Origin of the sequence: Fischerella major NIES-592, assembly GCF_001904645.1 — a bacterium.
In the GTDB taxonomy this organism is placed as follows: domain Bacteria; phylum Cyanobacteriota; class Cyanobacteriia; order Cyanobacteriales; family Nostocaceae; genus Fischerella; species Fischerella thermalis.
Genome location: NZ_MRCA01000019.1, coordinates 54282 through 67460 on the forward strand (window position 1 = coordinate 54282; position 13179 = coordinate 67460).

14 protein-coding genes are annotated in these 13179 nt (G+C 41.2%); 6 read left to right on the top strand and 8 right to left on the bottom strand.

Translation table 11 applies throughout. The features are described 5' to 3' along the window. Positions 1 to 547 precede the first annotated feature (547 nt). The 5 genes from NIES592_RS22030 (at position 548) to NIES592_RS22050 (ending at position 5415) form a co-directional block, all read left to right on the top strand. Positions 548 to 883 (top strand): hypothetical protein, encoded by a 336-nt coding sequence (locus tag NIES592_RS22030; RefSeq protein ID WP_016871397.1) that lies wholly within the window; start codon positions 548 to 550, stop codon positions 881 to 883. Positions 884 to 1285: 402 nt separating this feature from the next. Then, on the top strand, positions 1286 to 2815 hold the full coding sequence (gene psbB, locus NIES592_RS22035; RefSeq protein WP_062250052.1) for a photosystem II chlorophyll-binding protein CP47: 1530 nt from the start codon (positions 1286 to 1288) through the stop codon (positions 2813 to 2815). Positions 2816 to 3009: 194 nt separating this feature from the next. Beyond that, on the top strand, positions 3010 to 3114 hold the full coding sequence (locus tag NIES592_RS22040; protein WP_071846783.1) for a photosystem II reaction center protein T: 105 nt from the start codon (positions 3010 to 3012) through the stop codon (positions 3112 to 3114). 402 nt (positions 3115 to 3516) lie between these two features. Continuing rightward, positions 3517 to 4530 carry a 30S ribosomal protein S1 gene (locus tag NIES592_RS22045; protein ID WP_009459488.1) on the top strand — a complete coding sequence of 338 codons (1014 nt, stop codon included), beginning with the start codon at positions 3517 to 3519 and terminating at the stop codon, positions 4528 to 4530. 156 nt (positions 4531 to 4686) lie between these two features. Then, a complete protein-coding gene (locus NIES592_RS22050) occupies positions 4687 to 5415 on the top strand; it encodes an HAD family hydrolase (protein WP_073556908.1) in 729 nt (242 codons plus the stop codon). A gap of 276 nt (positions 5416 to 5691) precedes the next feature. Here NIES592_RS22050 and NIES592_RS22055 read toward each other — a convergent pair whose 3' ends face one another. Further along, positions 5692 to 6942: a CCA tRNA nucleotidyltransferase gene (locus NIES592_RS22055; protein ID WP_073556897.1), complete on the bottom strand. Its 1251-nt coding sequence runs from the start codon at positions 6940 to 6942 to the stop codon at positions 5692 to 5694. A gap of 85 nt (positions 6943 to 7027) precedes the next feature. Here NIES592_RS22055 and NIES592_RS22060 point away from each other — a divergent pair, with 85 nt between their 5' ends. After that, on the top strand, positions 7028 to 7276 hold the full coding sequence (locus NIES592_RS22060) for a Ycf34 family protein (RefSeq protein ID WP_009459491.1): 249 nt from the start codon (positions 7028 to 7030) through the stop codon (positions 7274 to 7276). A gap of 105 nt (positions 7277 to 7381) precedes the next feature. On the opposite strand, the gene NIES592_RS24770 is transcribed toward NIES592_RS22060, so the two are convergent. The 7 genes from NIES592_RS24770 to NIES592_RS22095 all read right to left on the bottom strand — a co-directional run bounded on the left by NIES592_RS24770 (position 7382) and on the right by NIES592_RS22095 (position 13085). Next, the gene (locus NIES592_RS24770; RefSeq protein ID WP_256678198.1) at positions 7382 to 7558 is read right to left on the bottom strand and encodes a WD40 repeat domain-containing protein; all 177 of its coding nucleotides are present in this window, start codon (positions 7556 to 7558) and stop codon (positions 7382 to 7384) included. Between the two features lie 136 nt (positions 7559 to 7694). Then, complete coding sequence (locus NIES592_RS22070; RefSeq protein WP_073556898.1) at positions 7695 to 8516, bottom strand: uroporphyrinogen-III synthase; 822 nt, start codon at positions 8514 to 8516, stop codon at positions 7695 to 7697. Positions 8517 to 8865: 349 nt separating this feature from the next. After that, positions 8866 to 9597: an ABC transporter ATP-binding protein gene (locus NIES592_RS22075; protein ID WP_062250046.1), complete on the bottom strand. Its 732-nt coding sequence runs from the start codon at positions 9595 to 9597 to the stop codon at positions 8866 to 8868. 98 nt (positions 9598 to 9695) lie between these two features. Beyond that, positions 9696 to 10466, bottom strand: a complete 771-nt coding sequence (locus tag NIES592_RS22080) for an ABC transporter ATP-binding protein (RefSeq protein WP_073556899.1) — start codon at positions 10464 to 10466, stop codon at positions 9696 to 9698. A gap of 33 nt (positions 10467 to 10499) precedes the next feature. Continuing rightward, positions 10500 to 11450 (bottom strand): branched-chain amino acid ABC transporter permease, encoded by a 951-nt coding sequence (locus NIES592_RS22085; RefSeq protein WP_073556900.1) that lies wholly within the window; start codon positions 11448 to 11450, stop codon positions 10500 to 10502. Between the two features lie 71 nt (positions 11451 to 11521). Continuing rightward, entirely contained in the window at positions 11522 to 11983 is a 462-nt protein-coding gene (locus NIES592_RS22090; protein WP_062250042.1) for a cupin domain-containing protein, read from the bottom strand. A 151-nt stretch (positions 11984 to 12134) separates the two neighbouring features. Then, positions 12135 to 13085: a branched-chain amino acid ABC transporter permease gene (locus tag NIES592_RS22095; RefSeq protein WP_062250040.1), complete on the bottom strand. Its 951-nt coding sequence runs from the start codon at positions 13083 to 13085 to the stop codon at positions 12135 to 12137. Positions 13086 to 13179 lie beyond the last annotated feature (94 nt).

Here is a 13179-nt window from a genome sequence, read left to right on the forward strand (position 1 = left end):
TCACGAGACAAGGGAAGAAATTTTTTCCATTCGTTATTGATATGTACAGTTGATGATGGCTACTTAATTAAGTACACAAATAGTTTCACTATTCCCTATCCCCTATTGCCTAATTTTGAATTTTATTAGCTTTTTTAAAATTAGATAAAAAACACATTGCTTAACATCTCTTAATAAAAGACAATGTTTAATTTAATTAAAATTACAAAATAACAAAAGCTAGTCTTAAATTCGGATTTGATAGAAGAAGAGGTTTGTTAGGTCTTAGTAGAACGAACAGCTTGAGCGTGCATCTTCGCAAATGTAGAAATGATTGAGGAGGAAGTAACAGGCAAAGGGGCACAGAGGGAGTAGGAACTTTTAATCAACTTTACTCCTTGCTCCAAACTCTATGACTTTGCATGTCAGATTTATGTGTCCTCTTTGTAGTTTCCACTCTTTTTTGATCCAATAGCTATAATGTACAAACCTCAATTTATACATATATAACTGAGGTTTTCACGGTATTGCTAACAACTAATCTTGAAGAATCAGCGAGACAAAAAGTGTGAAGTACTTCTTTTTATCTGAAGGATGGACAATTGGTAGAGTTTGGGCATCTGAAGGACTTTGGCAGATAACTGCATGGCGACGCCAACCAGATATTCAACGTATGAATATTTGTCTGTTAGAAGAAGGCGAAGTCATGTGGCTCTACCGAGTAGAAGATGCTGTGATCACCGTAGAAGTGAAGCCAATCACATCACCCCAAACAGGTGTATCTAGTCAAGCGATCGGTCAAGTTATACTGAGGCGGTTAATGAGTGCAGAGCAAGTAATAGAGCGCTTGGAGACTGCTTCAGCTAGATGTCAGCTACAAAGTCATGAATCAGTGGTGCAGTAATTATTAGGGGGAAAAGGTAAAAGGGTAAGGGGATGGAATTTTCCTTTTGCCCTTAGCCTTTGTGGTTATATTCAAGATATTTTTCAAGTGTTAATTTTTTGTTACAAATTATAACCAACAACCAACAACCAACAAATAACTACTATCCACTAACCAGTTACTAACCCTAAATGCCTTTATACCCTTGCAAACAGCTCCATCAATAGTTACACTTTTTTAAACATTCTCATTTTTGCTTGGCGATCGCGACCTTGGGGTCAAACGCCCCCAAATGTTGTTGATTGCTTAAGTAACCACGCTGTCTGACTTTTAAGACCAAGCTGTGGAAAATTCAAGCTCTGGCAATAAAAAAACACAGAAAAATTGCTTTGTAAACAAACTCATCGAGGAGGAGCGTAGTCGATGGGACTACCTTGGTACCGAGTACACACAGTCGTTCTGAATGATCCAGGACGACTGATTTCTGTACACTTGATGCACACAGCGTTGGTGGCCGGCTGGGCTGGTTCAATGGCTCTATACGAACTGGCTATTTATGACCCCAGTGACCCAGTTCTCAATCCCATGTGGCGTCAAGGTATGTTTGTGCTGCCATTCATGGCACGCTTAGGTGTCGTAGGCTCTTGGGGTGGCTGGAACGTAACTGGTGCTGCCAACTACGACCCTGGTTTTTGGTCATTTGAAGGTGTAGCCGCCGCTCATATTGTTCTGTCTGGTCTATTATTCCTAGCTGCTGTTTGGCACTGGGTTTACTGGGACTTAGAACTGTTTCAAGATCCCCGTACAGGCGAACCTGCTCTTGACCTGCCAAAAATGTTTGGCATTCACTTGTTCTTATCTGGTCTTCTTTGCTTCGGTTTTGGTGCTTTCCACCTCACAGGATTGTGGGGGCCTGGAATGTGGGTTTCCGATGCCTACGGCTTGACTGGTCACATCGCACCAGTTGCGCCGGAGTGGGGGCCAGATGGCTTTAATCCGTTTAATCCTGGTGGTGTTGTAGCTCACCATATTGCCGCCGGGATCGTAGGCATTATTGCTGGTTTATTCCACTTGTCAGTACGACCACCCGAAAGGCTCTACAAAGCTCTGCGGATGGGTAATATAGAAACCGTACTTTCTAGTAGTATTGCTGCTGTATTCTTTGCTGCTTTTGTCGTTGCTGGAACCATGTGGTACGGTAGTGCCACTACTCCAATCGAATTGTTTGGCCCTACCCGTTATCAGTGGGATCAAGGTTACTTTAAGCAAGAGATTCAGCGTCGCGTACAGGCAAGCCTTGCTTCTGGTGATAATCTCTCAGAAGCCTGGTCACAAATCCCTGAAAAATTGGCATTCTACGATTATGTCGGCAATAGCCCCGCTAAAGGTGGTTTATTCCGTACAGGCCCAATGGTGAAGGGTGATGGGATTGCTCAGTCTTGGGATGGTCATCCAGTATTCACAGATGCTGAAGGTCGGGAATTAGAAGTACGTCGTTTGCCTAATTTCTTTGAAACCTTCCCTGTAATTCTGACTGATAAAGATGGTATTGTCCGCGCTGACATTCCCTTCCGTCGGGCAGAATCTCAAAACAGCTTTGAGCAAACTGGTGTGACAGTTTCCTTCTACGGTGGTAACTTAGATGGTCAAACTTTCACAGACCCCGCTGATGTGAAGAAGTGGGCCCGTAAGGCTCAATTGGGCGAAGTCTTTGAATTTGACAGAGAAACCTTAAACTCTGATGGTGTATTCCGCACCAGTCCCAGAGGTTGGTTTACCTTCGGACATGCCTGCTTTGCATTATTGTTCTTCTTCGGTCATATCTGGCATGGTGCTCGGACAATTTACCGAGACGTGTTTGCTGGTATCGACCCAGATTTGGAAGAACAAGTCGAATTTGGTGTGTTTGCGAAAGTGGGTGACTTGTCCACCCGCAAGAAGGAAGCTGTCTAAAGCTTGAGAAGATTAGGGATTAGGGACTAGGTAATTTCCTAATCCCTACCTGAGTGTATACTATAAATTACTGCCGTGAGACACACGGTGGATGCTTGTAGAGGGTACAGTCAATTGACTCCCAGTGAAGCAAGAATCTCATAGTTATAGTGCTATGAGAATGTCAAATTTCTAGATATGCAGGGGCTTGTGATATGGAAAGCGTGGCATATATCTTAATTTTGACTTTGGCAATTGGAACTCTTTTCTTTGCGATCGCATTCCGCGAACCTCCTCGCATTCAAAAGAAAGAGGATTAATTTTTTGTTGCCAAATTTTTGATATCGATCCTTAGAAACAAATGACCGCTGTTACTTATTCAGTAGCGGCGGTTATTTATTTAGAACTATTTTGACAATAGGGGAACGGGAAACAGGGAAAGGGAAGAAGGAAAGTCTCGATACAAAATAATTCTCCCTAGTCCTCCTTCGCCCCCTAATCCCCGACCGGGGACCGGTGAGTTCCCCCTTCTTCCCCAACTTTTAGATAAAAACATTTGATATCTGATATAATTTGCTATCTGTGAACTAATGTGCGCTAAGTCAGCTTTTCTGCGCTAGGATGGTTAAGGATGTAGGTGTAGACATCCTATGTCACCCTTGCACATACATCGCGCTTGTGGCAAAACGATTACGGAGACTAAAAACCAGGAAACAATCAGCATGGTCAATCAGAAATCAACCGCTATTACCGAGATTGGGTTTACTCACGAAGAATTCGCAGCTTTACTGGACAAATACGATTATCATTTTAGCCCTGGTGATATTGTACCCGGTACGGTTTTCAGTATAGAGCCACGCGGCGCTCTGATTGACATAGGTGCCAAAACCGCAGCATATATACCGATACAAGAAATGTCTATTAACCGGGTAGACAGCCCGGAAGAAGTTTTACAATCAAACGAAACACGGGAATTTTACATACTCAGCGATGAAAATGAAGAGGGACAATTAACTCTTTCCATTCGTCGTATAGAGTATATGCGAGCCTGGGAGCGAGTACGGCAGTTGCAAGCAGAAGATGCTACTGTTCGTTCTGGTGTGTTTGCTACCAACCGTGGTGGAGCTTTAGTGAGGATCGAGGGATTACGTGGGTTTATTCCCGGTTCTCATATCAGCACTCGCAAGCCCAAAGAAGATTTAGTAGGTGAAGAACTACCACTGAAGTTTTTAGAGGTAGACGAAGAACGTAACCGCTTGGTATTATCTCACCGCCGTGCTTTGGTTGAGCGTAAGATGAATCGCCTCGAAGTTGGTGAGGTAGTAATCGGTACTGTGCGTGGTATTAAGCCTTATGGCGCCTTTATTGATATTGGCGGCGTCAGTGGTCTATTGCATATTTCTGAGATATCCCACGAACATATTGATACACCTCATAGCGTTTTTAACGTCAATGATGAAGTGAAAGTTATGATCATTGACTTAGATGCTGAACGGGGTCGGATATCTTTGTCTACAAAGCAACTGGAACCCGAACCGGGTGATATGATTAAGAACCGCGATCTAGTTTATGACAAAGCCGAAGAAATGGCTGCTAAATATCGCGAACAACTATTAGCTAAACAGCAGGGTAATACTGCTGCACCTAATGAAGCTGTTGAAGTTCCTGTAGCTGCTGTTGAAGAAGAAATTCCCGCCGCTATTGAAGAAGAAATTCCCGCCGCTATTGAAGAGTAATGTATTTCTCGTCGTAGTTATTAGCAACGATGTTATAAAGATAAAAAGTTATCAGGCAAAGAGGGATTGATTTTCCCTCTTTTTTTGTATCAGTTAGTAGGTCTTTTGTCCAACCAACAAACAACCAATAACAAACAACAAATTAGGAGTAGTCTTTTGGTAACTATTAAGTGTAAAAACTTCACATTCTCCGATATCCAAGCTATTTTATTTGATAAAAATGGTACTCTCGAAGACTCAGAAGTGTTCTTGCGATCGCTTGCCCAAAAAGCAGCAAGAATCATAGACGCACAATTTCCCGGAATCGGGGAACCATTGTTAATGGCGTTTGGTGTGAATGGTGATACTCTCGATCCAGCAGGTTTGGTATCAGTCGCAAGTCGTCGAGAAACAGAAATAGCCGCCGCCGCATATATAGCCGAAACTGGACGGGGATGGTTTGAGTCATTGAAGTTAGCACAGCAAGCGTTAGCAGAAGCAGAAAAATACGTTGGTAAAACTCCCTCACCTTTATTTGTTGGTAGCTTGGAAGTCCTCCAGTATTTATCAGAAGCAGGATTAAAACTTGGTATTCTCTCCGCAGCGACAACTGCTGAAGTCCAAACATTTGTCGAAAATCACCAATTAAGTGATTACATCCAGCTAGAAATGGGAGTAGATGAAGGGCCAAGTAAACCAGATCCAGTGTTATTTTTACAAGCTTGTGAAAAACTGGGAGTAGAACCTGGCGTGACACTAATGGTAGGAGATTCTACGGGTGACATGCAAATGGCACGTAACGCTAATGCAGCTGGTTGTGTTGGTATTACTTGGATAGGTAAACCAGAAAATGTTGCAGGTGCGGATGTGGTGATTAATCAACTCGATGAGATTGAAATTTTATGATTTCTTTATGGGGTTCCCTTACACCCTAGTCCGCGTCTTGGTGTCTTTGTGGTAAAAAAATCTTTTTTGAAACACCAAGACACAAAGACACAAAGAAGAAAATAGTCTTGTTTACTGAGATTTGGCTTTAGTTAATCTTTTCTCACTCACATAATTTGTTAATCGACAAAAAAATCCGAAATTCGTCTCAATAGATATGTATTTCATTTTGTATTGTATTTCGGATTTGTACTAACAGGTGAAGTAGAAGATGGCGAAATTGTTGTTCAAATGGAACTAACTATTAACTAATTGCGCTGCTAATTCTATTGCTTGTGCTGCTGTATAAATTTTACCTTCAATTTGGGCGATCGCTATTTCTGTTAGCAACTTACCTATTAGTGGCGAAGCAGGAATGTTTAGTGCTAACATTATGTCCCTACCACTCACTAAAGGGGTAGGATGCGCGACCAGATCATTAGGGTTAAGATAGCGATTGACTAAAGGTGCGATCGCTTTTACTGACTGACCGTGTACTACGGATAAGACTGCTGTAGATATAAATACAGTCCCCGCTTCCTGAAAGAAAAAATACTGTTCTCGCAATGTCATCAGGGGTGCTTGTAACTGTGGGAACAGTTTCAGGGCGGTGGTGATGGCTTTGGTTTCAGCGCGACTGTAAGTTAGTTCTTGCAGTTCTATTTCTGCTATCTCTGGGTTGGGGTTAACTAAACAAGCAAGCTTAGCAATACCTAGCCAAGTGGTTTTAACGGTATCGCGCACAGGATTTTGCAGTTGTTCACCGAGTTGTGGCCAGACATGAGTTAGTTGAGTAGCTGCTGTGTCAACCGCCGATAGTTTCTGCAAGTTTTCTTCTGTTGCATTTTTGAAAAAAGGTGTCAGTAAACCGTCTTTCCCTGCATTAATTAACCAAACGCTACCCTGAGAATTTGCTAGCATGTAGCCCAATTCTACCCGGACTCGTTCTGCTGCAACCCTGTTTATGTGTGATGCCAAACCACGAATAGCAGCTTGCGTATCTGGTTCTATGGTAAAGTCAAGTTGCGAAGCCTGACGATAAGCCCGCAGTAATCGTAAGGGGTCGTCTTCCAAGTTTTTTGGTGATACCATCCTCAACAACTGCTTTTCTATGTCTGCACAACCTTGCAGAGGATCGATGATTTCTTGGGTGTGGGGGTTGTAGGCGATCGCATTGATTGTAAAGTCTCGCCTATGTAAGTCAGTTTCCAGGCTAATTCCTTCTTGTTGAGCAAAGTCAGCAGTAGCATCAGGAAACACCACCCGCGCAATTTGTCTTTCGGAATCAAGGAGAACAAAACCAGCTTTATATTGCTTGGCGATTTGACGCGCTACACTGACAGCATTCGCTGGCAAAACAAAATCTAAATCCAAATATTCGCGAGTTCTTCCCAAAATGGCATCTCTGACAGCACCACCCACTAGATAAGCTGGTTGCGGTAAAGATTCTATGCTAAAAGGCCAATTTTCAGGAGCTAAGGTCGAAAGAACCAAATGATTTATCGCCATGTAATAAAAATAAATCCAGCAGCTAATGAATAACGCTTTAGCTTAAGCTAGATTAACTATAAAGGCACTGGAGTAGGTTGATATTATGTGCATTTGTGTAAATTGTCATTATGTAGACCGTTGTGTCACCTACCACGCGGTAGAAAACCAACACCAACAGCCCAATTTGACTGACACACCAGATTTTGAGCCAAATGAGCCATCGATCAATGTCAACATCCGTCCCCGAGGCGACGTGATAGAAATGGAATGGGATGTGGTAGGATGTCTCAGTTTTAAACGAGAACAGGGTAAGTGGTCTAAGTTACGTCCTGGCGAGTTAGTACCAACTTGATCAGTGATGGTGTCTATGTTTGAACAATTAAAAACTCGCCCTTCTAGGGCGAGGCTTATATCCCATAATCTTGGTCATCAGCTATCAGTTTCTTTACTTATCTTGTCATAGTTTGGGTTTTTCACCTCGTTCTACTTGGTATTCAAACAACCAAATCCTGATGGTTCCGTCAGCACTACCACTAGCAAGAATTTGTCCATCTGGACTGAAGCTAATAGAATTAACACCGTAGGATTTGCCAGTGAATTGGCAAATTATCTGTCCTGTTTCTAGATCCCACAATTCGATAGTCTGACTTAGACCGCAACTAGCGAGTTTATTGCGATTTTCTGGGAAAAATCTATTAATTCCAGTGACACACAGGTGAGTATTGTTTCTCCGTTTTATCCTGGTAATAGTAACATTGTCACTAGTGTTATTACTTAGGAGAAAGCAAGAGCATGAAGTTAGCGATCGCTTCTGCAAAACCTGCGAATGAACTGTAGTTTTCGGCAACAATAGAGACGTTCAAACCTAGTTTTCTGCCATTAGCTGCTGTGTAGGGGCCAAAACAAGCAATTACACACTGCTGATAATCTGCTTTTGAAGTGACCATTTGCAAGAAGCCAGATATCTCAGCAGTGCTACTAAAGGCAATCACATCTATCTTGCCTTGACGAATTAAATTTAACTCCACCTCGTATAAACTTTTGTCTAAACAGCGTGTTGTATAGGTTGGTACACGGGTAACACTCATACGCAATTTTTTTAAACCAGCCACAAACTCAGGAATAACATTCGGTTCTGCAATCCCAACTACTTCTGGAACCGGCACTAGTACAGTTTGCCTGTTGATATTTGGAACTTTAGCCAGTTCAGCAATAATTCCTTTGGGACTAGGTTCTTGGGGAATTAAATCTACTTTGATGCCAAAATCAGATAATCTTTCCGCATCTTTGCCGATCGCAGAAATTCGACAATTTTTCAGCACCGAAACACTTATTCCCAAAGTTTTTAAACGTTGAAAAAATGCATCAATAGCGTTTCTGCTGGTAAAAGCAATCCAATCAAATGTATTTATTTGTGTCAGTGCAGTATCTAATTCTGTAAAATCTGCTAATGCACAAGTTTCTATGGTTGGCATTAACACAGGTAAAGCACCTTGATTGATAAGTTGTGATGTTAATCTAGCGGCGTAGTTGCGGGGTGCGGTGACAAGAATACGCTTACCGTATAAGGGTAGTTGCACAGATGGAATCATCAAATGAATCTACCTAATTACAAACTGTTGTTTGATTGTAATCGCGGGAAAAACACTTTGACCTGTAATTTCTTGACAACACTCACTCCTGCAGGCCTGAGTTTACAATGATTGATTTATATCATTTGAAAGACTAAAACCCCGACTTAGTAGCCGGGGCGACTTTTTACTACACCTCTTGCACAATCAAAAAAATATCAGTATTAAGAAGCTGTGACTTGCCAAATTGCCGAATTGAGAATTGGAGAGTGGGGAAGTGGAAATTAGTTGTTCAGCTCATATCCAAACTTAGGGTTTTTGTTGGTAACCATACCATATGTCTTAGTCTCCCAAATCTTTAGTTACTAAATCATCCTAAATAAGCTTTTTTCACTCGTTCGTCAGTAATTAATTGGGAAGCTGCACCAGTGAGAGTAATACAACCAGCTTCTAAAACATATCCCCGATCTGCAATCTGTAATGCTAAATTGGCGTTTTGTTCAACTAATAAAATAGTCACGCCTGTGGCACGTAAATTCTCAATAATACTAAATATTTCCCTAACTATTGCTGGTGCTAGACCTAAACTTGGTTCATCCAATAATAAAATTTTTGGTCTACTCATCAAAGCACGGGCGATCGCTAACATTTGTTGTTCACCGCCACTCAGAGTCCCCGCTAGTTGATTGCGTCTTTGTGCTAAACGTGGAAACAGCTCAAATTGCTGCTGAATATCGTTTTTTATCTCTGCTTGCTGAGAACGAACATATGCACCCAAAAGCAAATTATCATAAACAGTTTGTCGCGCTAATACTCTACGTCCTTCTGGACAATGGGCAATACCCAATTGTACAACTTCATGAGGTTGACGGCGGGTAATATTGCGGCCACTATAAATAATTTCACCACTTTTAGGATTGATAATTTTAGATATAGCCCGAAGAGTAGTAGTTTTACCTGCACCGTTAGCACCGATGAGAGTGACTACTTCACCATTATTGACAACTAAATTAATCTTTTGCAGTGCTTGAATACCACCATAATTAACATATAGATTTTTTATTTCCAAAATTGGGTAGCTTTTTTGATTCTCTGTGTTCATCGGTGTGCATCTGTGGTTGTTCAAACATTCGGTATGTCTTCTTAGTGTCTTGGTGGTTAATAAAACACAAAGACACCAAGACACTAAGATGATATAAATTAATCATTTCCCAAATATGCCTCTATTACCGCTGGATTATTTTTAACCACAGCAGGTTCTCCTAAAGCAATTAATTGACCAAAATCTAAAACGGCAATGCGATCGCACAACCCCATGACTAAGGGTACGTGATGTTCAATCAAAATAATCGTCAAATCAAAGCGATCGCGCAGGTTGCGAATAAACTCACTCAATTGTTGCTTTTCACTGGGGTTCATTCCGGCTGCGGGTTCATCAAGGAGCAAAATTTGCGGTTCTAGGGCTAAAGCACGGGCAATTTCTAGCCGCCGCTGATCACCATAGGCAAAATTTTTCGCTTTTTCTTCCGCGCGCTGTTGCAAACCAACTAGTTCTAATAATTCCAAAGCTTTCTGCTGACTTTTACGTTCTTCTGTGGATGCTGGTGGTACTCCGATCACACCTGTAAATATATTGCTGTGAATATGCAAATGTCGGGCAATAATTACATTTTCTAGTGCTGAAAGTTCACCAAATAAGCGAATATTTTGAAAAGTTCGGGCAATACCTAAAGCAGCAATTTGGTGGGGACGTAGTTGAGAAATTTCTTGATGATGAAAAGTTAATTGTCCACTTGAGGGTGGAATTAAGCCTGTTATCAAATTAAATAAAGTAGTTTTTCCAGCACCATTGGGGCCGATTAATCCAAATATTTCATGTTTTTTAACAGGAAAAGATACATTATTGACTGCCACTAAGCCACCAAAGCGGCGCGTCAAGGCTTTTGCTTCTAAAATAATGTCATTGGTCATTGGTTATTGATAAAGGTTTTAGAAAAAAATTGTTTATTTTGTTTCCTGCATTCTATCTTTTGTCTGATTAAATTTACGTCTTTTAAAAATATCTGGGGTGACAAGTCCTTGGGGGAAAAAGATGGTTCCCAAAACTATTAGTAAACCAAAGATTATTAATCTGCCATCTCTTAAAAATTGCGCTAGCCAAGTTGGTAAACCAGCTGTATCTGCGATGCTTCTTAAAACTTCTGGTAAAGCTGTAAATAACATACCTCCTACCACCGCACCTAAAAAAGTTCTCGAACCACCAATTAAGACAAAAGTTAGATAAATAATACTGGCATCAAATGTACCTTGGCGGGCATTCCAGGTATTGAGAAAATGAGCGCTAATTGCACCAACTACTCCAGCTAAAATTGCCCCGAGTGTAAAAGCTAAAACTTTATAGTAGGTGGGGTTAATTCCCATAGCACTTGCTGCTAATTCATCTTCACGAATCGCTGTTAAAGCCCTACCCACACGAATACGTTCTAAACGGTAAATTAACACCATACTAATGATTAGTAATGGTAGGGCAATCCACAAATATTCAATAGGTGTTTGGAAAGGTTGGGGAATACCAAAAATTCCCACAGCGCCACCTGTAATTTCCAAATTAAGGGAAAGAACCCGTAAAACTTCTACAAAAGCAATAGTGGCGATCGCTAAATAAATTCCCCGCAACCGTAAAGCAGGAATTCCTACTGCTACACCCAACAATCCCGAAACTATCCCAGCAATCAACATTTCCAACAACAGTAATGGAATCGGAAAAAGATTATCGCTAGAAGTAAAAACTGTTGTGGAAAGAATCGCTGCTATATATCCACCTAAAGCATAAAATCCAGGGCTAGCTAAAGACAATTGCCCAGCCATTAATGGCAAATACAGGGACAGTCCCAGCAGCGCCCCCAAAACCATAGAGACAATTAAAGAACCATAGGTAGCAATAAAATCAGTCATTTGTTAGTAGTTAGTAGTTAGTTGTTAGTTGTTAGTTGTTAGTTGTTCACTACTCCCCACACCCTGATCCCTTAATACAGTGTTCCATCTTTATGTGCAAAAATCCTAGATCTACCATCAGGACTGGCTTTGGTGATTAAATCATCATCAGGATAAATAGCTTCATCATTGGGAGTGCGATCGCCTACTTCCAAATAAACTGCAACTGTTGATGTACGATTTACCAAATGATGTCCATTGGCTTCACCTGCTGGGAATCCCGCGGCCATTCCTGGTTTGAGAACTTCTGCACCCGCATCTGTAATTAATGTCAACTCACCTTCCAAAACATAGATAAATTCATCTTGACGAGAATGCCAATGTCGCAAAGCAGAAGAACTTCCAGGTTCTAACTTCACCAAATTTACCCCGAAATTCTTCAATCCAGCAAAATTACCTAGCCGTTGGCGTATCCTTCCAGCAACCATCGATTTAAATTCATCAGGGTAATTAGAACCCGTTTCTAATGCAACTTGTTCAGGATCAATAATCATATGAACTAACTATAAAGCATACGCCAAATCTCTCTATGTCCATCCGTGTTCCATAAGTGTGCATCGGTGTTCGACTTCTAAAAAATATAACCACTGTCACCACCTCAATTCACAACTCAAACTGTTAATACCTTGTTCACTGTTCACTGATTTAAACCTTCTGAATAAACTTCCTTCCTAACAAACCCTGTGGTTTAACTAAGAGCATAATAAATAGAATTCCAAAAGCAACAGCATCTTTGTAGCCAGAGTATTCTGCTGGAACAAACGCTTCCACTAAGCCAATTACCAAACCCCCCAGTACTGCACCGGGAATACTACCTAAACCACCCAAGACAATTACTGCTAAACCCCTTAACCCAAAACCAATGCCAAAGTATGGCCCGGCTATACTCACACTGGAGGCGACTAAAGTTCCCGCCACTCCTGCTAAAAAACTGCTGATAAAAAACGTCAAAATAATAAAGCGATCGCAGTTAATTCCTAATAAACTGGCAGTAGTTTCATCTTCTGCGATCGCCTGCATAGCCTTACCATATTTTGTGCGACTAATAAAATAAGTCAGAATAGCAACAAATACCATTGAAACTACAAAAATCACCACCTGTACAGTGCGGATGGGAATTGGGTTTGCTGCTGTACCGAAGTTAATTGCAGGTGGTAGATTACCATAAGTATCTGCTGGGTAAGTATAACTTTCTGCACCAACTAGATATTGAATTAAATTGACAATTACCACTGCCACACCCAAGCTAGACACAACAGTTAAAAGAGGGTCGGAACCCCTTTGGCGCAAGGGTAAAAAGGCAATGCGTTCGACCACTACCCCTACTAATCCCGCCATGATACTTCCCAAAATCAAGGCTAAAGCAAAAGGCAATTGTAGAGGTAAGGCTGCATTTGCTAGCAAACCATTAAATCCAAATCTGCCACCAACGAGTGTATAGGTGAAATATGCACCTAGTGTAAAAATTGCACCATGAGCTAAATTAATGATGCCCAAAATTGAGTAAACCAGGGTATATCCTAAAGCAAAGATGGCGTAGACGCTGCCAATAGATAAACCGTTTAAAAACTGTTGTAAAAATAGAGTGATATCCATTGGAAGTTAGCGGTTTGTTTTTTCGTGAACTGTGCGTTAGCCTAGTTAATATTAAACAATTAACTACAAATTACGCGAATAAATAGCAAAAAAC

Bases quoted from the DNA above. Each gene is read 5' to 3' on its own strand.
- psbB (WP_062250052.1), top strand. From the start codon at position 1,286: ATGGGACTACCTTGGTACCGAGTACACACAGTCGTTCTGAATGATCCA.
- NIES592_RS22040 (WP_071846783.1), top strand. From the start codon at position 3,010: ATGGAAAGCGTGGCATATATCTTAATTTTGACTTTGGCAATTGGAACT.
- NIES592_RS22045 (WP_009459488.1), top strand. From the start codon at position 3,517: ATGGTCAATCAGAAATCAACCGCTATTACCGAGATTGGGTTTACTCAC.
- NIES592_RS22055 (WP_073556897.1), bottom strand. From the start codon at position 6,942: ATGGCGATAAATCATTTGGTTCTTTCGACCTTAGCTCCTGAAAATTGG.
- NIES592_RS22060 (WP_009459491.1), top strand. From the start codon at position 7,028: ATGTGCATTTGTGTAAATTGTCATTATGTAGACCGTTGTGTCACCTAC.
- NIES592_RS22070 (WP_073556898.1), bottom strand. From the start codon at position 8,516: ATGATTCCATCTGTGCAACTACCCTTATACGGTAAGCGTATTCTTGTC.
- NIES592_RS22075 (WP_062250046.1), bottom strand. From the start codon at position 9,597: ATGAACACAGAGAATCAAAAAAGCTACCCAATTTTGGAAATAAAAAAT.
- NIES592_RS22080 (WP_073556899.1), bottom strand. From the start codon at position 10,466: ATGACCAATGACATTATTTTAGAAGCAAAAGCCTTGACGCGCCGCTTT.
- NIES592_RS22085 (WP_073556900.1), bottom strand. From the start codon at position 11,450: ATGACTGATTTTATTGCTACCTATGGTTCTTTAATTGTCTCTATGGTT.
- NIES592_RS22090 (WP_062250042.1), bottom strand. From the start codon at position 11,983: ATGATTATTGATCCTGAACAAGTTGCATTAGAAACGGGTTCTAATTAC.
- NIES592_RS22095 (WP_062250040.1), bottom strand. From the start codon at position 13,085: ATGGATATCACTCTATTTTTACAACAGTTTTTAAACGGTTTATCTATT.